The sequence below is a fragment of the Sinorhizobium numidicum genome (assembly GCF_029892045.1).
Classification (GTDB): domain Bacteria; phylum Pseudomonadota; class Alphaproteobacteria; order Rhizobiales; family Rhizobiaceae; genus Sinorhizobium; species Sinorhizobium numidicum.
On the sequence record NZ_CP120367.1, the window covers coordinates 1,803,407 to 1,825,832 of the forward strand.

The 22,426-nt window shown below is 61.6% G+C and carries 16 protein-coding genes and 2 pseudogenes; 5 read left to right on the top strand and 13 right to left on the bottom strand.

Annotated features, from left to right (window positions below):
• Window positions 1–68 precede the first annotated feature (68 nt).
• A complete protein-coding gene (locus PYH37_RS08625; RefSeq protein WP_280731006.1) occupies window positions 69–1,517 on the bottom strand; it encodes a hypothetical protein in 1,449 nt (482 codons plus the stop codon).
• 282 nt (window positions 1,518–1,799) lie between these two features.
• Complete coding sequence (locus tag PYH37_RS08630) at window positions 1,800–2,078, bottom strand: hypothetical protein (protein ID WP_280731007.1); 279 nt, start codon at window positions 2,076–2,078, stop codon at window positions 1,800–1,802.
• Here PYH37_RS08630 and PYH37_RS32205 point away from each other — a divergent pair.
• The gene (locus PYH37_RS32205) at window positions 2,004–2,237 is read left to right on the top strand and encodes a hypothetical protein (RefSeq protein ID WP_342394622.1); all 234 of its coding nucleotides are present in this window, start codon (window positions 2,004–2,006) and stop codon (window positions 2,235–2,237) included. The two genes, PYH37_RS08630 and PYH37_RS32205, sit on opposite strands and share 75 nt — an antisense overlap.
• 171 nt (window positions 2,238–2,408) lie before the next feature.
• A complete protein-coding gene (locus tag PYH37_RS08635) occupies window positions 2,409–2,672 on the top strand; it encodes a hypothetical protein (RefSeq protein ID WP_280731008.1) in 264 nt (87 codons plus the stop codon).
• Between the two features lie 272 nt (window positions 2,673–2,944).
• Here PYH37_RS08635 and PYH37_RS08640 read toward each other — a convergent pair whose 3' ends face one another.
• Together PYH37_RS08640 and PYH37_RS08645 are read right to left on the bottom strand one after the other, a co-directional pair.
• Window positions 2,945–5,056: an acyltransferase family protein gene (locus PYH37_RS08640; protein ID WP_280731009.1), complete on the bottom strand. Its 2,112-nt coding sequence runs from the start codon at window positions 5,054–5,056 to the stop codon at window positions 2,945–2,947.
• 236 nt (window positions 5,057–5,292) lie between these two features.
• On the bottom strand, window positions 5,293–6,804 hold the full coding sequence (locus PYH37_RS08645; protein ID WP_280731010.1) for an amino acid permease: 1,512 nt from the start codon (window positions 6,802–6,804) through the stop codon (window positions 5,293–5,295).
• Window positions 6,805–7,515: 711 nt separating this feature from the next.
• Here PYH37_RS08645 and PYH37_RS08650 point away from each other — a divergent pair.
• From PYH37_RS08650 to PYH37_RS08660, 3 genes are all read left to right on the top strand, one after another.
• A complete protein-coding gene (locus tag PYH37_RS08650) occupies window positions 7,516–8,172 on the top strand; it encodes a CPBP family intramembrane glutamic endopeptidase (protein WP_280731011.1) in 657 nt (218 codons plus the stop codon).
• Window positions 8,173–8,536: 364 nt separating this feature from the next.
• Window positions 8,537–8,983 (top strand): SRPBCC family protein, encoded by a 447-nt coding sequence (locus PYH37_RS08655; RefSeq protein WP_280731012.1) that lies wholly within the window; start codon window positions 8,537–8,539, stop codon window positions 8,981–8,983.
• A 308-nt stretch (window positions 8,984–9,291) separates the two neighbouring features.
• Window positions 9,292–10,350 (top strand): adenylate/guanylate cyclase domain-containing protein, encoded by a 1,059-nt coding sequence (locus tag PYH37_RS08660; RefSeq protein ID WP_280731013.1) that lies wholly within the window; start codon window positions 9,292–9,294, stop codon window positions 10,348–10,350.
• A 194-nt stretch (window positions 10,351–10,544) separates the two neighbouring features.
• On the opposite strand, the gene PYH37_RS08665 is transcribed toward PYH37_RS08660, so the two are convergent.
• The 9 genes and pseudogenes from PYH37_RS08665 to PYH37_RS08705 form a co-directional block, all read right to left on the bottom strand.
• Window positions 10,545–11,795, bottom strand: a complete 1,251-nt coding sequence (locus tag PYH37_RS08665) for a glycerate kinase family protein (RefSeq protein ID WP_280731014.1) — start codon at window positions 11,793–11,795, stop codon at window positions 10,545–10,547.
• 28 nt (window positions 11,796–11,823) lie between these two features.
• Window positions 11,824–13,323: an SLC13 family permease gene (locus PYH37_RS08670; protein WP_280731015.1), complete on the bottom strand. Its 1,500-nt coding sequence runs from the start codon at window positions 13,321–13,323 to the stop codon at window positions 11,824–11,826.
• A 179-nt stretch (window positions 13,324–13,502) separates the two neighbouring features.
• Window positions 13,503–14,321: pseudogene (locus PYH37_RS08675) on the bottom strand (S8 family serine peptidase); the annotation flags it as partial.
• Window positions 14,322–14,323: 2 nt separating this feature from the next.
• Window positions 14,324–15,151 (bottom strand): annotated as a pseudogene (locus PYH37_RS08680) (glycosyltransferase); the annotation flags it as partial.
• The gene (locus PYH37_RS08685; protein ID WP_280731016.1) at window positions 15,148–15,987 is read right to left on the bottom strand and encodes a class I SAM-dependent methyltransferase; all 840 of its coding nucleotides are present in this window, start codon (window positions 15,985–15,987) and stop codon (window positions 15,148–15,150) included. The gene PYH37_RS08685 and the pseudogene PYH37_RS08680, both read right to left, overlap by 4 nt.
• Window positions 15,984–18,242 carry a glycosyltransferase gene (locus tag PYH37_RS08690; protein WP_280731017.1) on the bottom strand — a complete coding sequence of 753 codons (2,259 nt, stop codon included), beginning with the start codon at window positions 18,240–18,242 and terminating at the stop codon, window positions 15,984–15,986. Before PYH37_RS08690 ends, PYH37_RS08685 begins: the two co-directional genes overlap by 4 nt.
• A 72-nt stretch (window positions 18,243–18,314) precedes the next feature.
• The gene (locus PYH37_RS08695) at window positions 18,315–18,974 is read right to left on the bottom strand and encodes a calcium-binding protein (protein ID WP_280731018.1); all 660 of its coding nucleotides are present in this window, start codon (window positions 18,972–18,974) and stop codon (window positions 18,315–18,317) included.
• A 275-nt stretch (window positions 18,975–19,249) separates the two neighbouring features.
• Window positions 19,250–20,656, bottom strand: coding sequence for an HlyD family type I secretion periplasmic adaptor subunit (locus PYH37_RS08700; RefSeq protein ID WP_280731019.1), 1,407 nt, complete (start codon window positions 20,654–20,656; stop codon window positions 19,250–19,252).
• Window positions 20,653–22,422: a type I secretion system permease/ATPase gene (locus PYH37_RS08705; protein ID WP_280731020.1), complete on the bottom strand. Its 1,770-nt coding sequence runs from the start codon at window positions 22,420–22,422 to the stop codon at window positions 20,653–20,655. Before PYH37_RS08705 ends, PYH37_RS08700 begins: the two co-directional genes overlap by 4 nt.
• Between the last annotated feature and the right edge of the window lie 4 nt (window positions 22,423–22,426).

Below are 22,426 nucleotides of genomic sequence, written 5' to 3' on the forward strand. Positions count from 1 at the left end.
GTCCCCAAGCTCGCCTTCCTCAGTCCCGCAGCGCGTCGCGCTCCTTGCTGCGGCTGCCAACGAAGATCTCACGGCGGCGTAATCGTATGATGGCGTTCGTCGAGATACCGCTCAAGCCACGTATAGCCAGCATACGTGCCCGATGGGACGATGTTGTTCCGATCGCCGGCATTGGTCGTGCTGAGACCGTTTGCCAGTTCGAAGCTGTCCGGCATGCCGTCGCTGTCGCTATCGATCGGCGGTGACCCCCCGGTGATCACGGGGAAGGAGGCAGATGACGTATAATCCGGGTTCGTGGCAGGGGCCGTCGACACGTTATTGACAAATCCGATCCACTTCGCGTCGAGGCTATCGCGCGGGAAGGCCCCAACTTGCTGCGTCAGGTGACTCTTGAGCGTCGCCGTGCTGATGACCGGGGCACTCAAGGCCCCGATAGGAGCGGCCTCGCTTGTCTCGGTGCATGGCGTCACGGGGCTTATCTTCGTGATCCTGCACTGCGGGAGGGCCGGCGAGCCCAAGAGCACATTGTCGTTGCCGCTACCCGTGCTAACCGGCGCATACCACCGGTTCGTGGCCGCGGTGTCGTTGCTTTGGTTGATGAGCGCGATCGGGCCCGTCGATTTCGGCCCGCGCTCCATGATGCTGGCCGCGACATTTGCGCAGGTGCCGATGTTGTTCGCGTCCGGATGATCGTCGACGACCATGATGCCGAACTGGCCGGGGTTCGAGATCAGGGTGTTGATGACGTCATGCACGCGTTCGTTCTGGGCGCCACATCCCACCGACTTCAGCGCCGGATTGCGCCACAGATGCGAGCTGATGATGTTGCGCCAGAGAGTGGTCTTGCCGCAGTCTCCCTGGTGCTGGTCCGAGCAGATGAGGGGGCCGTAGTCGTGATTTGCAGGTGAAAGCGGGTAGGCGAAGAGGCTATATGCGATCGTAATGTTCTTGCCGCTCTGAAACGAGTACATCGCTTGATCGGAACCGTATCCGACCGACATGTGGTCGAGGTAGATGTTCTGCGGATCGACGGTGCCTGCCTTCTCGATCCCGATGCCGCTCCGACTGCCTCGTGTGCTGTCCCATGCGGCCTCGTTGCCCGGACGCACGCGCAGGTGTCTCAGAAACACGTTGCTGGCCAGGATGCGAACGGGGGTCTTCGCGGCCGTCGCTGCAATGCCGGACTTCAGGCGAATCTGGATGCCGCCCGGGCTTGTCTGACCCGCCACCGTCAAGGCGCCATTGCTTACAACAATCGGGGACGCAAGCTGGATTGTTCCGCTCACCCTGAATACGCACGTGCGAGCTCCAGTTGCCTGCATGCAGGCCCGGAGGCTGCCCGTGCCGGTGTCTGCCGTATTCGTAACAATGAAGACGGCGCCCCCGCGCCCTCCGCTTGTAGCCTTACCGGCGCCCGAAGCGCCTGGAAACGTGTCGAGCGCTTGTGCGGATTGCGAAGTCGCGACGACAAGCCAGACAAGCGCGATCAACGACGCACCACCTCGAAACAGCCGCATCGCTTGCTCCCTCTGGTTTGGCGAGTCTTGCAGTAAGAATCAGCCGAGCAGAACCCAAGTCAGCCGAACCCCCAACTCTACACCCCGGCAGGATACTGCTCCGGCCAAAGCCGGGTGTCGACGTCTTTTTTTGGGGCATCCACCAGCCACTGTCGAGGTCGTAAATCTCGGCGAGGGACGGTCTTCATAGTGTAGATCAGGCATATGGCCTCCGGACTTTTGCTGACATGTCGAAGCGGTGATTGTCGCCAGAGGGAAGGAGAAGTGAAATGATGCTCGGGATCACACAGATTTGAAATGCGGAATCGGCATGGGTCGGAAGCAGTCCTCGAACATCACGATCCCCCACGACCTCTCTTCTCTCGCCGCTGCGATTTCAACATTATGACTCGAATGCGACGTCGCTTCGGCGTTGATTTCCACGGTTTCTGCCAAGCTGGATGGCGTGTAGACTTCGACCAGCGAACCATGGCGAAGAGGCTTCCAATGAGTCATCCTAAACCGGAAAGGCTCCACCTTACCTTGGCTGAGTTGATCAGTGACCAGATTGAACAGCGCCATGCAACAGAACTGAGAGCCGTACTCTCAACCGGAAATGAGATCACCATGCACGGAAAGTTCACAGTCGGCACCGACTTCATCATCTACAGAACGGCCAAGGATAATAGCGGCAAATGGGCGATGACGCCGTTCGCCCATATCGTACAGCTGACGATCTGACCCAAATCCAGCTCTGGCTGAACCAGCAAGGCCTGCGAATGGCCGCTATCCTTGTCCGATACCAGCGGCGTCGAGTTGATTGCTGCTGAAGGCCGACCAAGGTGAGAAAGGCCTGACCGCGGCAGACGTTGCTCGCTAGAGGCTTTCGGCGCCGCATGCTATAAGAGGTGGATGTCCGAAAGCGATCAGCAATTTGAGTTTTCTGAATTCTCCGGCGAATTCGTCGATGATGACGTTATAGTGCATCTGCGCATTTATCGTCCTGCCGGCACGAACTCAGATTGGATACTCGAAGTCCTTGATCAGGAAGGAAACACCACCATCTGGAACGATCCCTTCGACACCGATCGTGACGCGTTTGAAGAGTTCCTAGCCACAGTGCAGCGGGATGGCATCCGCAGCTTTCTTGAAGAGCCGGTGCAAAAGTTACATTGACGCTTGGGCCACGCTCGTTGCGCGCCAACAGCTGCGCGGCGGAAGATGTACCTGCTAAATGCACCACATGGAAAACAGCTTCCAGTCTCAGCGAGCAGCAGTGGTTACCGGGCTCCGCTCGACGATGCGAACAACGGCCCTGAGGGCTGGCCTGCACAATCGCCTTGTCTCCGCAAGGGAAGTTTTTGAGCCGCCCACGCGAGCAAGCAACCAGCGCCCGCTAGCAATGTTCAAGAATCGTCCAATGCTAAATTACAAAGTGAAGACGCCCATCATTTCCGCCCCAACCCTTCGGTATCGCGGATGATCGAAGCAAGCTGACGCCCGAGCTCATCGCTCAACGTGCGCATGTAAGTCGCTGTCACATGATGCTTGTCGTAGTAGACCAGCACATTGCCGATGACCGGCGGGCAGGTTTCGGCAATGCAGAAAAAATCCGTGAAATCCAGAAAGTGCAGCTTATCGTCGAGAGGGACTGTCGAGGTTGGGCTGGATGGTGACAGCACCAAATCCCGCCGCACAATGCATTTTGGTGAGAAGCGCCCGTTAATTTCGACGCACTCTGGCACGTCGAAGCCGAACCAAGGCGTGTCGCGCATCGCTACTATATGGATCCCCGCCGCGGTGAGCCTCTGCCATTGCTGACGATGGCCAGCCGGAGTCTCTTCGATCCCGTCCACCACGCGCGTGGATGTGGTGAAAACCAGATCCGGCTTTTCCGACAGCAGTCGTTCCACCAGCCGTTCGTTCCACCTGGCGCAGGCCTGCCGATATTGCGGTGCTTCCGACTTCTCCTGCGAACCCAATGCGCAACTGCTTTTTGTGTAGGTGACGATTCTCCAGTCGGCGTATCGCCCGAAGACGCTCTGCAGGGCTGGTAGCCAATGCACACTGTGTGATCCGCCTACGAGCGCCAGAACGCGGGTCGCATCTTTTGGCCCGAAACTGCAACTAAGTAAGGAGTCGCCCAGCAGAGTTTGATGGCACCCCTTGCGGTACACATCTGCATTGTCCCACTTTGCGGTTATCGGGCCCGGGTGGATGGGGATATCACTCGAGACAATGCGAGGTTCGTTAATAACCGTGGCACCGGGATAATGCTCAACATCTGCAACCCGCAACCGCTCCTCGGTCATAATTCGGCCAGCCTGCCCGTGCCAGATCCACAGACCCGCGGCGATCGCGGCAAGGGCGCCCGCTGCTGCGAAGGCCGTTCGCAACGGGCGATCCTTATTTCTCTGTGTCGAAACGCCTCCCTCGACGAGTTGCGTTGTAAGATAGGAAAGGACGACAGAGACGATCATCACGCCAATGCCTCCGACTATCCCCGCCTGCGTCTGATATGAGAGGGTGAGATAGAAGACCAGGATCGGCCAGTGCCAGAGATATAGGCTGTAGGAGATGCTCCCGAGCCAGGTCAGCGGACGCGCGCCCAGCAATCTCGCCACACCAAATCGCAACGGTGGGCCATCGCCGCAAACAAGGATTGCTGCTGCCGCCAGCGTCGGCCAGAGCGCTGCGTAGCCCGGAAAAGCTGTCGAGACTTCAATCAGCACGCCGCAACTCAGTATAGCCAAGAGGCCGATCCACCCGCCGATCGTGCGTTGTATTGGCGTAAGTTTGATGCTGGGCGGCAGCAGGGCAGTGACGCCACCGAGCGCGAACTCCCAGATTCGTGCAAAAGTGTCAAAATACGCGAATGCCTGATTTCGCGATGTGCCATAGATTGAATAGACGAGCGACAGCGCGAACACTCCCACGAGGAACGTCAATATTTCGGCCCGCGATGGTCGGCGCCTGATCAAGGCGAAACCGGCAAGTCCCGCAGCCACGATCAGCAGTGACTGAACCTGGGCCGATAATGCCCAATAATGCTGGAGCGGACTTCCCACCTGGTCTCGTGCGAGGTAGTCGATCGCCGCGTTCGCCAAGTACCAGTTCTCAAGGTACACCGAGCTGGCGGCAAGCTGATCGATGACGGTCTCCCATCGCATTTTCGGCAGCCAGAACGGCGCCGACAGCGCGATAACTGCGACCACCGATAAGGAAGCAGGCAAAAGCCGACGAGCCAACCTGGTGGCGAAGAGAACGAGGTCGACTTGATGCGCGGCTTCAGCCTGCCGTGCGAGCGACCCGATGAGCAGATAGCCGGATACGATGAAGAATACATCGACACCACCAGAAACCCGGCCGATCCAGATGTGATATACGGCGACCAGAATTACGCCGATCGCTCGCAGGCCCTGAATGTCATCGCGCCGTCCGGGAGTGCGGATTCTCTGCTCGACTACAACGGTACCATCAGCCGCCGGTCGCCGGAGAAAGAGGCCCGGCCGCGTTGATGGAAGGCCGCGAGACCCTTCAGGTTCATCGATTCGAGCCAACCTGCCTCGCTTTCGTGTTCGAGATAGCTGTCCGTCCGGCTGATGTTGGAATGCTGCAGTGCACAAAGGTAATTCGAGAATGAAAACGACGCTCGGACGTTGGAATCGATTTCTGCAGTCTGGTGCAAGTTCGTCTCTCTCGGTCAGCGCCGGGCGGTTCAAACCGCCAAGGCTCTAACCGTCATTGGACGCATGGTATTCTTGTTTCTGCCGAAGCCTTGGCACGTGATCGCGGCTCACATGGAGGCCGCGCCTTCGCGCTGCTTAACCGCAAACTCCTCTTCCGGCGAATATACGAGTGTCTTGCGGCCGTAGGCGGCGAAGTAGACGATCGCGAGGGCATACCAGATTGCCACCCCGATAATGCCTCTCTGATAAAGTGGATCGGTGAGCTGGAAGAAGATCGTGACCAGCGCAATGGCGACGGTGAGCACCGCGCCCGGTATGCCGAACGGGCTGCGGTACGGCCGCTCGATATTCGGAAAAGCGCGTCTCAGCTGAATGAAAGTCAGCCCCTGCAGCAAGTAGGAGAACATCGCGCCGAACACGGCCATGTTTAAAAGCACGCCGCCGATGAAGGAACCGGCCTGCTCGCCGCCTTGGGTGAACCAGACCGCCAGCATCACGAGGAACCCGACCAGCGAGCCGGCAATCAGCGCTGTGTTGGGCGTCTTGTGCTGGCCATGGGTCACCGACAGAAAATGCGGGAAGTAGCCGGCGCGCGACAGCGAATAAATCTGTCGACCGAAAGCGAAGATTATGGCGTGGAAGCTGGCGATCAAACCGGCGACTGCAAACAGCGCGAGGATTTTCGCCCAGCCCGCTCCATAGATGGCACGGAAGCCGTCAAGAATAGGTTCGCCTGACGAACCGAGCTTGTACGCGCCGTTCGGAATGGCCGGATTGATGATCAGCACCAGGAAGCCGGTTGCAATCAGCGTAAACATGCCGAGCATGATGCCCCTTGGCATATCGCGTTTCGGATCAACCGATTCTTCGGCGGCGAGCGGCAGTTGCTCTATGGCCAGAAACAGCCAGACGGCGAAGGGCATCGAGGCCAGCACGCCATAGATGCCCAATGGCAGGAACGGACCGCCGCCGTCCGGAAGCTCAACGGCTGTACCGGTCGCCGGATCGACGCCGATGTTCATTGCATATTTGCCGAAATCGATGAACGGGATCGCACTCACGAAGAAGAAGACGAGGATGGCGAGCGCGATTAACGTGACGATCGCCGTGACGGTGAACGACAGCTCTACGCCGCGCATGTTGAGACCGACGAAAATGATGTAACCGACCAGCCACCAGATAGGCTGGAAGTTTCGCGGCGTCTCGAAAATCCCGGTCAAATAAGCCCCAATGAAGAACACTATGACCGCCGGAGTGAGCACATACTCGATATTTTCCGCCACCCCGGTGATAAACCCGCCCCAGGGCCCGAAAGCCGTCCGCGCAAAGGAATAGGCGCCGCCCGTATGCGGTAGGGCCGGACTCATTTCGGCGATGGAGTAAGTGAGGCCGAGAAACATAATAGTGATCAGGATGGTGCCAATGAACATGCCACCCCAACCGCCGACGGCAAAGCCGAGATTCCAGCCGGAGAAGTCACCGGATATGACCGCGCCAACGCCAAGAGCCCAAAGCGAGAAGACGCCGGCGTGACGCCGTAATCCGCGTAGGTCGAAATACTCCTGACCGGGTATGTGGTAGATTACTCCGCCTTCATGCTGCTTGTTATCGTCGGCCATCGCAGTTGCCTCCCCGTCGCAATTTACAGCGGCGTTCGGTGATCACGTGGGCACGGGCGCACGAACGCGACACTCTGGGAGTTGCTCGACCTGGGCCCGCAGGGGTGCTTCTGCCTGTGCACGCTACACCGGAGCAGCGCGAAGACCGGCCTCGCTACGCCGTACAACTTACATTGTTTCGTTGCCGGTGAGCATGGCAATATACAGTCGCGTATTTCGCCGCGTCTCAAGCAATAACTTCATGCCTAATTCCAAACTTTGTCAAACGTCTTTGCAAAGTGCGGGCGAAAACGCGTGAAACATCTGACGTAGTAGTGATTCAAGCGGCGGGAACGCAGTTATGGCTTGGATGCGCCATGCATAACCGCCTGGCTCCTCCCGATCGTAAGCAACGGGTCCACTTCGGCGAAGAGTTGATCCCTGCCAGAATACCAATGCAGGACTTGCCGACGTCATTTGGCGTGTGCTTTACGAAAATCACCGCGACCGCCGTGCCGATCCCTTAAGATTGGGCGCGGAAGCGCCGGAGTAAAATCACAGTCCTGTATTCGCGCGTAAAGATTGCCGAACGCGTGACCGCTGTGATACGCCCGCCGGATGTCCCAAGCCGGTAATTCAGCAATTCCCCCCAACAATATGCCTGGGCTAGGGACCGGGGGCCGCGAGCCTTGGAAATTCATGGGCACCTGCCTGTGGACTGGAGCCGCCATAGTGGCCTGGCTGGCGGTGCAGGCGCTGGTCATTGTTGTCTTGTTCGCTCCAATGAGTGTCTCAGTTGAAACATTCGCTTCACATGCGCTGCCTGTCTCGCTGGCGGCGATTGCGTCGGTGCCGGCCGAACTTGCCGTAATCTGGCTAGCGGTGCGGCTGAGAGGGTGGCGCTTCGCGGACTACCTGGCTCTGGTGTGGCCGGATCGGCGTTTTCTCATTCTGGGGCTGTTTTGCATCGCCGTATTGCTGCCACTGATCGATCTGTCGTCCTATCTGAGCGGGCAGTCGATTGTGCCCGACTTCATGCGGGACCTGTATCGCACCGCCCGCCGCTCGAACACAATCTGGCTGCTGGCGATCGCTGTGATCGTCGCCGCGCCGTTGGCTGAAGAACTTGTGTTCCGAGGGTTCATGTTTCGCGGTCTGCTGTCGGCCCGCGTCGGCGCTTGGGGTGCGATTCTGATCCCATCAACCATTTGGACGGGAATGCATATTCAATACAGTCCGTTTTATCTCATGCAAATACTTGCGCTCGGGCTGCTTTTCGGCTGGCTGCGTTGGCGCTCGGGATCGACTGCATTGCCGCTGGTTTTGCATGCCATTGTCAATCTGGGCTCGCTGATTGAGGTTGCTTTTATCGTGGAAGGCCTCTCGTGAAAGGAGCAACAAGAGTTGTGTGGCCCCTCTTTGGGCGGCGGGTTGGAGACTTTCGGAAAACATTTACGTCGTGGTACCGGTTCTCGCATGGCGTTTTGGCAGCTGCACCGTTCGGCTTCTTGCCTCCGCAAAGGGCGATCAAAAAGTTTGACGAACAAGTTTCACTGTGGAACGCTGCCATGCTGAATGGAAAATAGCGATCATCTTCTCACCGGCGGCCATCGTAGACGCCGGGGTGGTACCCGTGTTGAGGCGAGCCTCTGCCTCTCATGTTGCGCGTGAAGACGTCCCACGACAGGGCAGGACGCGCCCGTTTATCCTCCGCCTCAGGCGGGCCAGACCATAGCAACCATAGGAGAGACCGATGCAAGAGTCCCTCGTCGTCCGCCGCGAGGCGCGCATCCCGGCGCCGCCGGCCGCGGTGTTTGCCCTCCTGACCGATCCAGAGAAGATTCTGCGCTGGATGGGAACGGAGGCAGAGATCGAGCCGCAGCCTGGCGGACTCTATCTCGTCAACGTCACTGGCGCTCGTTTTGCTCGCGGCTCCTTTCGCGAGGTGGTGCCGGTGCACCGCCTGGCCTACAGCTTCGGCTGGGACGGCAGCGAGGTGGTGCCGCCGGGGTCGAGTCTGGTCGAGATCGATCTGATCGAGCAGCCGGACGGAACGCTGCTGCGCCTGACCCACACCGGCCTGCCGAATGCCGAACAGTGCGCCGGCCATGCGGAAGGGTGGGCTCATTACCTCGAGCGGCTGGCCGAGGTTGCAGCCGGGCGCGACCTTGGGCCGGACCCCTGGCTTGGCAGGGTGTGACTGCTAACCGCTCGCGAAATCGTCGCCCGTGAGCCGATTGCTCTTTCAGGGCGAATGCCGGCTCGCAGGCCTTTCGAAGGCGGCCTGATCGAGGATTGGACCGCGCGTCTGGAACATGGTGTCCATGTCAAGAGTCGTAGTGACGGCGGCAGTCCCATAGGCTCTCACTGACTGTCATCTCTCCTTAGTACGCCCCTTAAGACGTCCTGTCCTGTCGTGGGGCGTCCTCACGCGACAACATGACAGGCCGAAGCGCCCATCGCCGCGGCGCGGATGACAGACAATGGCTGCGGTGGCATTATCGCGGCATGGATCTACCCGCCCCCCTCGCCTGGCTGGTGGACGAGGCCGGCGCCTCGCCCGACGCTGAACGGTTCCTGGCCGAACTCGGTCGCCGGCTGTTGGCCGACGGCCTGCCGACGGCCGGCGGAGCCCTGACGCTCGCGGTGCCGCATCCGATCATCGCCCGCCGTACCTGGCTATGGCGGGCGGAGACCGGAGCTGTGATCGAGGCGCTGGGCTTCGCAGGCGGTCCGCTTGGCCAAGCAGGGCGCGACTGGCTGGCCGAACTTGGCCCGGTGCAGGAGGACACGGTCGGCACCGCATCGGATAGTCCGGTGTTGGGCTGGGCCGGGGTCCGGCCATTCGCCCCCGCCGAGGCCGGCCGGCTGCGCCAGGTCGCGCGCTTCGCCGCAGCGCCGTTAGCCGCGCTGGCCGCGCGGGCGGCGCTGGGAACGCTGCTCGAGGCCTATCTCGGCCGGCGGAGTGCCGCGCGGGTGCAGGCCGGCGCGCTGCATCGCGGCACCGGGGAGACCATCCGCGCCGCGTTGCTCTGTGCCGATCTGCGCGACTTCACCGCCCTGTCCGAGGCGACGGAGCCTGCGGCGATGATCGCTGCCCTCGACACTTGGTTCGAACGCGTCGCCGGGGCGGTGCACGCTTTCGGGGGCGAGGTGTTGAAGTTCATCGGCGACGGTGTGCTGGCGATTTTTCCGGTCACCGGCTCGCCAGCCGAGGCCTGCGAGGCGGCGCTGCGCGCGGTCGTTGCTGCCCGCGCCGGAATGGCCCATCTCGATGCGGTGCGGCAGGCACAGGGGCTCCCGCCGCTGCCCTTTGGTGCAGCATTGCATTTCGGCGAAATACTGTGGGGCAATATCGGCGCGGCCGACCGGCTGGACTTCACCGCCATCGGCTCCGCGGTCAACCTGGTCAGCCGGCTCGAAGGGCTATGCAGGCCCCTTGGCCGCAGTGTGCTCATCTCGGGCGCGGTCGCGGCGGAGACGGCCACGGCTCTGATCCCCTTGGGCGAGCACTCCTTGCGCGGCATTGCTACTCCCTGCGCGGTCTTCACCCTGCCAGAGGATTGAGACCGGCAGGCCGGGGTCCAGGCAAGGGTGCATGACTATGCACCGAAGTTCCATCCGCCTCCCCTGGGTCACTTCGTCACGAGGCGTGTCGGTGCAGGTGATGCAATAACGGGATGCCCGGCAAGACAATCGGAACACCATGCGAGCAGTGCTGTGCCAGCTGCTGCTGAGCGCACGTCGTCGCGCTGGCAACTTTACACAGCCGCGATGGTGCGGCTCTGACGCTTCGGTCGGCAATCAGATCGACCCGCGGCAGTCCTTCTCCTGAGCTTCACTCCATTCCTCCTGACGCTCGCAAGGCCGATCCCGACGCTCACCATACGCACTGCGTCCTCGGCAGCGCGCGTCAGAAGCTTGCCGGCATTCTCGATCGCCTCGTCCAGCGAGCACGGCCGCTTCAGAATGCTGGCGAAAGCGTCGATGCCATGCTCGAAGTTGAGCGTCACACCCTTGCCGATCGTGCCGGCGAGCGCAATGACGGGCAGCCCGCGCAGCTTGGCTCGCCGCGCCACCTCGGCCGGGACTTTGCCATAGGGTGTTTGGCCATCAAGGCTTCCCTCGGCGGTGATCACGAGATCGGCGCGTTCGATCAACGTATCGAGATCAAGATACTGCATCACGATTTCGTAGCGGGGATGGAGACGGCCCCAAAGAAGGCCGAGTATGCCCGCTCCAAGCCCACCCGATGCGCCAGCGCCTGGCGCATTGCCGACCTCGGTGCCGGTCGTCCGCGCAATGGCCTCGGCATAGATTTCCATCGCTGCGGCAAGCTCCTCGACCTGATCCGGCGTAGCACCTTTCTGCGGCCCGAACACACGGGCGACGCCTTTCGGGCCGAGCAGGACATTATGCCAGTTCACGGCGGCGTCGATCCGCACTTTGACGAGGCGGGGATCGACATTCGTGACATCGATCGACGCGAGATGCCGAAGCGCTGCTCCTCCGCCGGGGAGCGGGCGGCCATCGGCATCGAGAAACCGCACTCCGAGCGCCTCGGCCATTCCCGCGCCGCCATCATTGATGCCGCTGTCGCCGCAGCCGAGCAGGATGCGCTCCGCGCCGGCATCGAGGGCGGCGCGGACAAGTTCGCCGACACCGAAACTCGTGGTGATGCACGGGTTGCGGCGATCCCGCGGAACAAGGCGGAGACCCGCAGCTGCCGCCATTTCGATGACGGCCGTGCGGATTTTCTGGCCACCCAGGAACCCGATGAAGGATTCGACGCGATCGCCGACGGGCCCGGTCACCGACAGCCGGTGCAATGTGCCGCCGGTAAGATCGACAAGCGCCTGGGTGAAACCCTCGCCGCCATCGACCATCGGAGCCTTGAGGATGGATGCGTCAGGCATGGCCTTGAGAATTCCGGCAGCGATGCATGTCGTCGCTTCGTCGGCGGTGAGGCTTTCTTTGAAGCCAGAAGGGGCAATCAGGATCGTCATCGACATTTTGGCGTCCTTTCGAGAGTAGCCGGCGCTAGTTGCTGCTGCCGGGCGTTGCGGGGATCGTTTCGAACGGCAGGCCCAAGGGCGGCCAGATGAACAGGGCGAAGGCGACGAGCAGTCCGATGAACAGCGGCAGCAGGAACGCGGCGAGGCGGAGAAGGTCGCCCTGTGTGAAGGGCGGCGTCTCGGCGGAGCCGAACAGAGCAACTGGCTTCGCCGAGACCATCAGCGTTTGGCAGAACCCGCTGCCGACGGCGGTCACGAAGATCAGGGCCGCTGGATCGGCGCCGAACGCCGAAAGCGGCAGCGCGACTGCGGGAATGAGGACGCTCGCACGTACCGTGCGCGAGGTGATCAGGATGTGGGCGAGGCTCGAGACCAGCGCGGCGAGGGTGACGACCATCCACGGATCCGGCGCCAAGCGTCCCTGAAGGCCGGCAAGTGTCTGGTCGATGAGATAGCGAGCCGCGCCTGAGGTGAGGAGAGCCTCACCGATCAGGAGCGTGGCCGCCAAGAAGAGCAGCAGATTCCATTCCACGCCTTTGAGCGCGTCCTTCAGAGAGATGCCCGACACGCTCTTGCAACCGGCAAGCAACGCGGCGGCGAGTGCGACGATGGCAATGTTCTGCCCGTGCAGGGCACTTGTCGCCCAGAGGAGCACGGTCGCGCCGACGATCGTCAGGAGCGCGGCCTCGTTGCCCGCATTCGTGCGCGGCCCGACCGGCAGAGTGCCGACAGGAGCCCTGCGGTCCTCGGAAGATAGAAACACAAGCTGGATCATGCCGCAGGCAATGAGGCTGGTGATCAACGCGAAGGGCGCACCGAGAAGCACCCAGCGCGCGAAATTGACGTCGGCCCCGCCGACGTGCCGCATGAAATCGGCGGCAATCAGGTGCGCGCCGGCCCCGGTCATCGACGCGCAGGCCGACAGCAGGATGACGGACGGGAACAGAAGCGCGAGGCCCTTAATCACGGTCGGCCGAGCGATTGCGGCCGACAGACCGAAAAAGACCGGCATCAGGATAGCCGCACGTGCCGAGGTCGACGGGATCACGAAGGCGGTGAGCGCGATCATCAGGGTCGCGCCCCAGAATACCCCGGCAACCGTCCTGCAGCGCCGCAGCACGGCGGCCGCCGCGCGTTCGGCGGTGCCGCTGCTGCGCAGAGCCGAAGCCAGCACGAAGGCGGCAATCAGGAGCCAGACGATTTCGCTGCCAAGCGTGGCGAAGAGGGCATCTTCACCCACGGCGCCCGAAACGACGAGCACCAGCGCGCCGGCGAGCGCGACGGGCGTGTCGGGCAGGCCGAGCACGACCCAGGCGATCAGTGCGCCGACGAAGACCGAAAGGGACAGTCGGCCCGCGATCGGTAGGCCGTCGAAGCCGTAGAGGATCACGAAGACAGAGGCCTGCAGGAGGAGCAGTCCGAAGACCGATCTCATGGCGACGGGTCTGAGCGACCATGCCCGCCGCGCTCCTGCGCCTTGGAGCTCGCTGACGGTGCCTACGGTCGAGGGAACGCTGTGCAGCATGGGATCGCCTTCCATCCTTGGTTGTGATGGTTGGGCTAACGGGCGACCTTGGGGGCTATTCCATTGGATGTGACACTTTTTTGACAGGGTGCCCGCGTCGGGCGCGACGAGACTTGCGCAGGGGGCGTCGAGCAGCCGACCGCGCGTTTCAGCTCAAGTCATCGAAGAACGCGCTTGATTTATGGTGCCGTTTTGCAGATCGCGCGCGCGTTCAACAGGCCCCAGCCGAAGACCGGATCCTTGCCCGGATCACCGAGATCTTCGACGTTTCCGGTCAGCCTGTCGCGGATCAGCTCAGGCGCGAGTTCCGGCTCCGATGCCTTCATCAGCGCTACCGCGGCGGTGACGAAAGGTGCGGCAAAGGAGGTGCCCGTTTTCGGACGCGCGCCGCTGATCGAGGCCGCGGTCCAGACCGCAACGCCAGGGGCGGCGAAGTCGATATGCTCACCGCGTCCGGCGCGCCTGTAAGCCCGTTTGCGCCTGTCGGTTGCGGTAACGGCGATCACCTCTTCGTAGGCCGCCGGATAGACCGGCTCGGCCTTCGGACCGTCGTTGCCCGCGGCGGCAACCATGATGATGCCGCGCTCGCCCACCTTTTTCACCGCCTGTTCGAGCAGCAGATTGGGTGGGCCGGCAAGGCTCAGATTGATGACCTGTACTTCGCGCCCCGCGAGAAGGTCGAGAGCGCGCGCGAGATCAAAGGCGGCGGAGCGGTCGTCCTGGCGCCCTGCGCGGTGAAACGCGTCAACGGCGACGAGCTTGCCGCCCGGTATCAGGCCCGGCGTGCGGCTCGTGGCGGAGCCGACGAGCAAGGCCGCGACAGCAGTGCCATGCTGTTTGCCGGACTCCGGCAACTCTTCATCGACAAGCCGGATGACCTCGATGTTGCGCCGTTCAAAGGCATTGTGATCAGGGTTGATCGCCGTATCGACAAGACCGATGCGCACGCCGCCCACGCAAGCGCCTGGCCATTCCTGCGCCGAGGGCCAGCCGATCACACTGGGGCGCCGCCATGAACGCGGAGCTCGAAAGCGAGCCCCTCGGCAATGAGTTGCCGGGCGGCCTCCAAGAGCACGGTTATACCCTTCCAGGGATTGAGATTTCCAAAGTATCCGAAGACGGACCTATCGCCGTCAAACCGGCCCCTTTGCGCGCTCGCATTTCGAACAGGAACACCATTCGGGATGACGTCGATCGCATCCTGAGCCAGTCCCCACTCAATAAAGCGCCGCCGCAGAAAATCGCTCGGGGCGACGAAGCGATCGACGGTGCTCAGCAGAGCTTTCAGGTGGCGTTCGCGGAGCGCAAAGCGATCAAGTGGTATATCCTTAAAGCAGGCATGACAGCGGTCCGGGCTTGCCTCATGGCAGAGCTCCTTGCTGGCGGTGCGCACCATCAGACCGTCATGGTGACAAATGGGGTAGTAGTCATGGAGCGTCATGACGATACGGCAGTGAGGCAGCGTGCGGCGGACAATGTGAGGAAACTCGGCCCCCAGCAGGAGCAGATGGTGGAGGTGGACCACGTCCGGTCGGAAGTCGCGCAACAGCTCCACGAGATCTGGCACAACACCGTATAAGTCGATCTGGCTCATGAAGAAGCGGTCGAAGTGACCGGACCACAACAGGACCTCGTCTCCCGTCGGGCCGATACCCTGAAAACTCGTGCCCGGCCTTGCTTGGCGATGGATCTGGTTCGTAGCGCCGAGAAAGAGTGCTTCGTGGCCTGCCCGCTGGTACGCGCGGAACAGGTCGTGGGCGAAAATCTCGGTGCCACCCGGATGGAGAGCCGGATGGTTGTGGGCCGCGACGAGAATGCGTTTGCTCATCGGCCGGCCCCCCGGCACTCCGCCACGATGACGTCCTGATAATGGCCCGCGTCCTTGCCGCGCCAATGGCCGAGCGATTTGAGAACGACGGCAAGGCCGGCCCTTTCCAGCGCACTGTCCAGAAAGCCGTCGTCGAATCCGAGCGCGGCAAGGGCTGGCAGGTCCGGGACGAACCAACATGGCCCCTCGCCATCGCGGCGGAAGGCGAGACGGGGATCGCGCCGTCCGGTTTCGTTTGCCGCCGCAGCGCGATCAACCACGAATGCGGTCATGAACAGGCAGCCGCCCTGCGTCAGGATCCGCTCGACCTCCCTCAGGTAAACGAGAACCTCGTCAGGCGGCAGATGCGTGACGATCGATGTCATGATGACGAAGTCGAACTGCCGGTCGGCAAAGGGCAACTTCAGCGCTTTGCCGCTGATCTTGCCCCTTGGGTTATAAAGCTCGTGTGCAATGTCGAGTCGCTGGAAAGTGAAATTGGGATAGATCGGGGTAATAAAGCGCCGACACCAGTGGATGCCGCCCTCGACCGGGTCGATCCCGTTGTAGCGTCCTTTCTCGGGATCCAGATATTGGGTCAGCGGTACGGCCATTCGGCCGATGCCGCAACCGATGTCGAGCACGCGGTTGTCTGCTCGCAGACCGCCCATGCGAATGAAGTGACCGAGAAATTCGGCGCCGACGGCTCGGAAATCGCCATCACCGACGAAGATGCTCTCCGAACCCGGTTGCGGCAGGAAACGATTGTGCAGAACGGCATCCGTCAGCCACTGGACACGGTCTTCAGGGACTGGCGGTGCCGTCGCGGGCGCATGGAGTAAAGCGGCCTCGCTCATGCGGCGCTCCTTTCGGCGGCGTCAGCGCTGAACGGAGTGGCTGTTTCAGCGGCATGCGCGCCGAGATAGCCCGTCATCAGTTCGACGATGTCGTCATCCCAACGCTCAGTATGCAGCCATGAATTGTATTGGCTTGCCACGCCGCGCATATAGTCCTGGCTGCGGCGGATCGACCGGCGCTCGAAATGGTACAGGCAGGCTGCTGGCTCATAGGCTATCTGAAAACCGATCCGCCGGATCTTCAGGCAAAGGTCGCTGTCCTCGTAATCGCCGATCACGTAGTCCTCGGTGTAGCCGCCAACGAGTTCATAAATATCCCTGCGCGTCACGAGGCAGGCACCGGTGACGGCGGGGACGTTGCGGGCATGCTGCGCCGGCGCGTAATGTCCCGGCATGCCCTTGTGGAAGTGGTGGTTGAGCCAGATGCCGCGCTGGTCTCGGGCGAAGTAAAGCCCGGCATGCTGCAGCGACCCGTCTTCGAAGATCAGCTTCGGGCCGACGGCTCCCAGCTTCTTCTGTTCCAGAAGGCGCCGCGTGAGCGGCTGGAGCCAGCCCGCCGCGCAAGGCACGACATCGGAATTGAGCATGACCAACACCGTGCCGCGCGCGAAACGCGCGCCGGCGTTGCAGGCCCGCGCATAGCCGCCATTGTGGTTCATCACCACAAGCTTCATCGGCAGCCCGTGCAGAAGGTGTAGGCCGCCGAGCAGGTGTTCCGTCTCATCCTGGATCTCGGGAGAATCCAGGACGTAAATGATCTCTGCGTTATCGACAAGCCAGGGGTCCGTTGCCATTCCGGAGAGCTGGAAACGAAGGAAATCGAGGACCCGATAGAGCGGCACCACGATGGAAACGAGCGGCGCCTTCTGCGGCAGGCCATAGTCCTTCGCATGGCTGACCTCTATGGTCTTGCCCAATCGTTGCTCCACGTCCTGGAGAGCGGGGGCAAGGATTGTACGGAAGGCCGGGTCGATCGCATGTTGCGACGGGACGGCGCGCAGGATGCGGTTGCGCTGCGCTGCGGGCTCGAAAGGCTGTGGCTTCGGCACCAGCGGCTTCACCGCACCCGAGGCAAGGCGCATCTGGAAGCGCGGCTGGAGGAGTGGGCCCAGAGGTTCCTCGAACGGGAGCCAGGCAATAAAACCGGTTACATCGGTTTTGGAACCCTCATCTGCTCCGCGCGCCCATCCTGGAAACATGTAGCCGTTCCCGTCGAGCGGCATCGCGGTGCCATCCTCTTTCAGGTAGTCGATTCCGGCGAGAATGGATGTGGGATCATGGGACCAGCCGCCGGCAAGCAAGCCGCCCGGAAGGGCCAGTGCGAGATCGATCTCCGCGGCGGGACGCATTGCGGAGATGGCGATCTGGCGCGCCGGCAGCGGCACCCGAACTTGCAGGTCGATGGCCGTCGCCACCCCGCCCTCGGAATATGCAGAGAGCTGACGCACAATGAATTCGCGCAGTTCCAGGGCGCTCCGGTTTTCGCCCCACCATTTCTGGAGACTGGAATAGCGCGGGCTGCCGCCGGAAAGCTCCCGAATGGCGATGCCCTTCTTGCCCAGGAGCACGAAGAGAACCGGCGGGGACGGGTAAGGCGATTCGACGATGAAATGACATGGCTGCAAGCCACGGTCCGCGTGCCGCCCGACGACAAACCGCAGCGGCAGAGGCGAAATCGAACCCGCGCCGACGGCATAGATGGCGGTGATGTCGCCCAGTTCGGCATTGATGGCGGTCTCGATCAGATGACGCCCTTGCGCGATCTGACAGGCGATATTCGCGAGCCGCGGTACCGCTACAAGCGCATGAAGTGCGTCCTCGACCACGGTGCTGAAAAGCTGGTCACGCGAGAGGCGGAAAGCGCTTCGCCAGACCGTCAGCAGATTGTTGAGGAATTTGATGCGGCCCTCTGGCGCGAAATCCGCGAAGAGCGCCTCCACATCGAGAGGCGGGAGTTCACGCGCCGGCTGCAGCACAATTGTTTGGAGGGGGCTGCCGCCTTCCGCGCAGATCTGCAGGCTTTCCGGCTCCTTTCCCGGCCTCATGGCCCAGAAAATGCGCTGCCGTCCGTCGGCAAGCGGAAGCATCATGCTGACAAGCGGCACCGGCTGCTGCGGCATGGCGAGAGTGTATTTGGCCGTGGCGCGCAGTGGCCCAGGGAGGTCCCAGACCAGAACGGATACCGCCGAACCAAGCCGGTAAGTCCTTGCATTGTTGAAATCACTGCTGGCGCCTCTCGTGCGGTCGAACGTCACGCGCTACCCCTCTGGATATGCTGAAGGGAAGGCACGCCCCGCGGGAGGAGGCAGGGCGCGCCGAAATCAGGCTTAGTGAACCGTGAAGTAGTTCGCGGGATTGGCCTGAATGTCTTCGGCGTCGACGTTGACCAGCGTGAGAGTGTCGCCGTGGCCGAGATCGATTACGACATTGCCGCCCACCTGAGTGACACGCGAGGCAAGGTCTTCGGGCGCAGAGACGTCGAGGCCGTTGATGCCCTTCGAGATCTGCAGCACGTCCTCGCCGGGGGCGAAATCGAGAATGACGTCATTCCCGCCGCCGCCGTCGAAGACGAAGACATCACTGCCATCGCCGCCGGCCATGATGTCGTTTCCGGCGCCGCCGTCGATGAGGTCGTTTCCAGCACCGCCGAAGAGCACGTCATCGCCCCTGCCGCCCATCAGGAAGTCACTTCCACCGCCGCCGAGCAGGACATCGTTCCCGTTGTCGCCGAACAGCAGGTCGTCGCCCGAGCCGCCGCTCAGGATATCATTGCCGTTCTCGCCGTAGAGAACGTCGGTGTCTTCGCCGCCAAACAGGGCGTCATTCCCGTTGCCGCCGTATAGTAGGTCGTCACCTTCTTCACCGAAGATGACGTCATGCCCGTTGCCTCCGCTCGCGAAATCATCGCCCGCATGGGCGCGGATGAAATCGCTAAAGCGAGAGCCAAACAGGGCGTCGTCATATGCGCCGCCTTCCAATGTGGCCATCTGCTTCTCCTTTTCGTCGTTTACCTGCATGGGTCACCGGCGCCAGGCCGAAGATTATGCGGGCCGAGTGTGCACTGCAAAAAGAAATAAGGCAATCGACGCTGCAAGCATAAAATGGCGATTTCTGCTAATTTTTTGCATGAATCGACGTCATTACGAATGATTGTCTAATATTGTTGTGAGATGGCATCAGTAGAATCTGACGGGTTAATACCAAAAAATCACTTCAAAAGTGAAAGTAATTTACGCTCAAGTGATATATGATGTGAAGCGCGCTATACTATTCTTCCCCTAAAGGCGCGGTTGAAGCTTTCCGCCACTGGGGAGAGGAGATAGTCGATGGCCCGGCGCGGCTTGTGTACGATCAGCACCTCGGCGGGCATGCCGGGGTAGAGGCGCACTTCGGAATCGGTGGCGAGCGATCTCGATTCGATCTTCGCGCGCGCGACGAAATAAGCGGTATTCGATTTCTCATCCACCGACTGGTCCGCGGCTATATAGGTGACGGTTCCGTCAAGCGGCAGGCGGGAGCGCTGATTATACGCGGTCAGCCGGATTTGCGTCTTGGAACCAACCGCGATGCTGTCGATGTCGCGCGGGCTCACCCGCATCTCCACCAGAAGCGGCTCGTTTTCCGGCACGATTTCGAGGAGCGGCTCACCCGGCGTGACGGCACTGCCGGGTGTACGCAGCCAGATATTGCTGACTATGCCTGCCTGCGGAGAGCGAATCTCTAGACGGCGCAACACATCCTTTGCGGCGATGATCTGCTCCTCGACGCCTGCCAGTTCAACGCGAGCGGTGGTGATTTCGCCGGCGATCGTCGACTGGAATTCGCTTTCGATTCCGGTCAGCGCAAGCTGAGCGCCCGCCTTGGCTTTTTCCGCTTGCGCCTTGTCGCCGGCAAGTTCGCCGCGTGCTCTGGCAATTTCGCTGAGCTTGGTATCGACCTCGATGAGTTTTGAGCGTTGGGCAAAGCCTTTGTCCACAAGGGTTGCAATTGCCACGCGCTGCTCGTTGATGAGGTCGATCTGCTGGTCGGTAGCCTCGATCTGTATGGCGAGCGACTTTGCCTGCTCTGAATACTCCTCGATGGTCTTCTTCTGGACCTCAATCCGGCCGCTCTTGGCCTCGCGCCTCTTATCGAAGAACACCGTTTCCGCCTTGACGGCGTCATCGACCGCGATGTCATCGGCTTCGCCGAAATCACCGGGAAAGCTTATCTGCTGCGCACCTTCCTGCTCGGTCCTGAGGCGAGCCAGTTTCGCGATCAGGCCGATACGCCGGCTTTGCAGCGATTGCAGGTCGGAGCGGGCACGCGTGTCCTCGAGCTTGATCAGCGGCTGCCCGGTAGAAACCTGGTCGCCTTCCTGGACAAGCAGGCGGCTCATCACGCCGCCTTCGAAATGGCTGACCGTTTTGCGTTTCGAATCAACGATGACGGTGCCGTTGGCGACCGCCGCGCTGTTGAGTTCCGTCGAAAACGCCCAGCCGAAAAATCCGCCAAAGGCCACCAGGATCGTGGTGAGCCCGGCAATGACGAGGCGACGAAGCGGCCTATAGGCTCCGCCCTCCGCCAACTGCAATTCTATCGGATTGACGGGCGGCGGCATCGATTCTCCCGCCAGCAGGCGGCGCTCGGAAGCATCAGGACGAGCCGGAAGGGTTGACTTGCTCGTCATGACGCGACCACCTCGCGCCGTGTTTCGCCCGGCATCGCCGAGGCGACCACATCCGTGCGTGGCCCGAACTGCGTAATTCGCCCGTTTTCTAGCACAAGCAATTTGTCCGCGACCTGCATGATAGCCGGCCGGTGGGCGATTATGACGACAATGGCGCCATCGCTGCGCGCGTGGTCGATCGCGCGAATAAGCGCCCGCTCACCGACTGCGTCGAGATTGGCATTCGGTTCGTCGAGCACGATGAGGCGAGGCCGATTATAGAGGCAGCGAGCAAGTGCGATGCGCTGCCTCTGGCCCCCTGAAAGGGTCAGATGTCCGTCGCCGACCGGTGTGTCATAGCCCAGAGGCAGGCGCCCGATCATGTCGTGGACATCGGCCAGTCGCGCCGCCTCAAGCACCCTGTAGGGGTCGCTCTCTTCCATCCGAGCGATGTTTTCCCGAATGGTCCCTTCCAGGAGCGAGACCGACTGGGGAAGATAGCCCACCACCCGCCCGAACGAGCCGCGCTCCCAGAGATAGGCATTGTTGCCGTCGAGGAAGACACCGCCCGATGTGGGCTTCAAAATCCCGACCAACAGCCGCGCGAGCGTCGACTTGCCGGCGGCGGAAGGCCCGACGATACCCAGCACCTCGCCGGGCGCGAGGGAAAAGGAGATATTCTTGATGATCGGCACATCCAGGCCGGGTGCGGCGTAAACCAGTCTGTCCACAACCAGATCGCCCTGCGAGTGCGGCGTCGGCATGGTCTGGCGGGTCGCAAGGTCCTCCTTCAAGGCTGCCTCGAGCCGGCGCCAGCCTGCGATGGCCAAGACCCACTGCCGCCAGTTTTCGATAACCGAATCGAACGGCAGCAGGAGACGGCCGATCAGCATGCTCGATGCCATCATCGCGCCGGGCGTGACTTCCTGCTCCAGCACAAGCATCGCGCCGCCTGCCAGGGTGACGACCTGAATGGAGAACCGGAGACTGCGCGTGATGGATGCCATCGCCTTGCTCCTGCTTCCGCTGGTTTCAAGCGCGTTAATGGCATGCAACTGCAGGGCGTGCCATCGCTTGGCAAGGGCGGGAAGCATGCCCATGGCCTCGATGGCCTCGGCGTGACGTAATGTCGCACCTATTTTTGATACTGCCTCAATATTAGCCTGGTTCGCCTCTTTCATGAGCTGGCGCGTCAGCATGTCCGTGACCAGCCCGCAGCAAAGCAGCAGTGCCACCGAGATAGCCCCGACGAGGCCGAAAAGAGGGTGCAGAAGGAAAAGGGCGCCCAAGAAGATCGGCGACCAGGCGGCGTCGAGAGGGGCGCTCACGGCTGAAGAGGTCAGGAAGCTTCGCAGTTCCGTCAGGTCCCGCAGAGACTGCGTTGCGCGGGAAAGACCCTGATCAACCGAGGCCTGAACCGCAGCAGTCAGCACCGGCAGGTTCAGCCACCGCACGACCGCGCTGCCCATGGCCTGGAACGAAAGGGCGCGGATAAAGTCGAGCACGCCGAGCACCACCAGTGCGCCGATCGCAAGGATCGTCAGCATGACGAGCGTATCCATACTCTGGCTGTTCAGCACTCTGTCATGCACTTGCAACATGAAGAGCGGTATCGTGAGTTGCAGCAGATTTATGCAGACGCTGAGTAACGCTGCATAAAGAAGCGCCACCGTGAATACACGCCGAGCTTGTAATATCAGCAATCCTGCATTGAGTACTCCATTATACGCCGCCGCCCCTAAATTTTGACCGTTGCTTATCGTATTTTTTCGAACAGTATCACGCATGCGA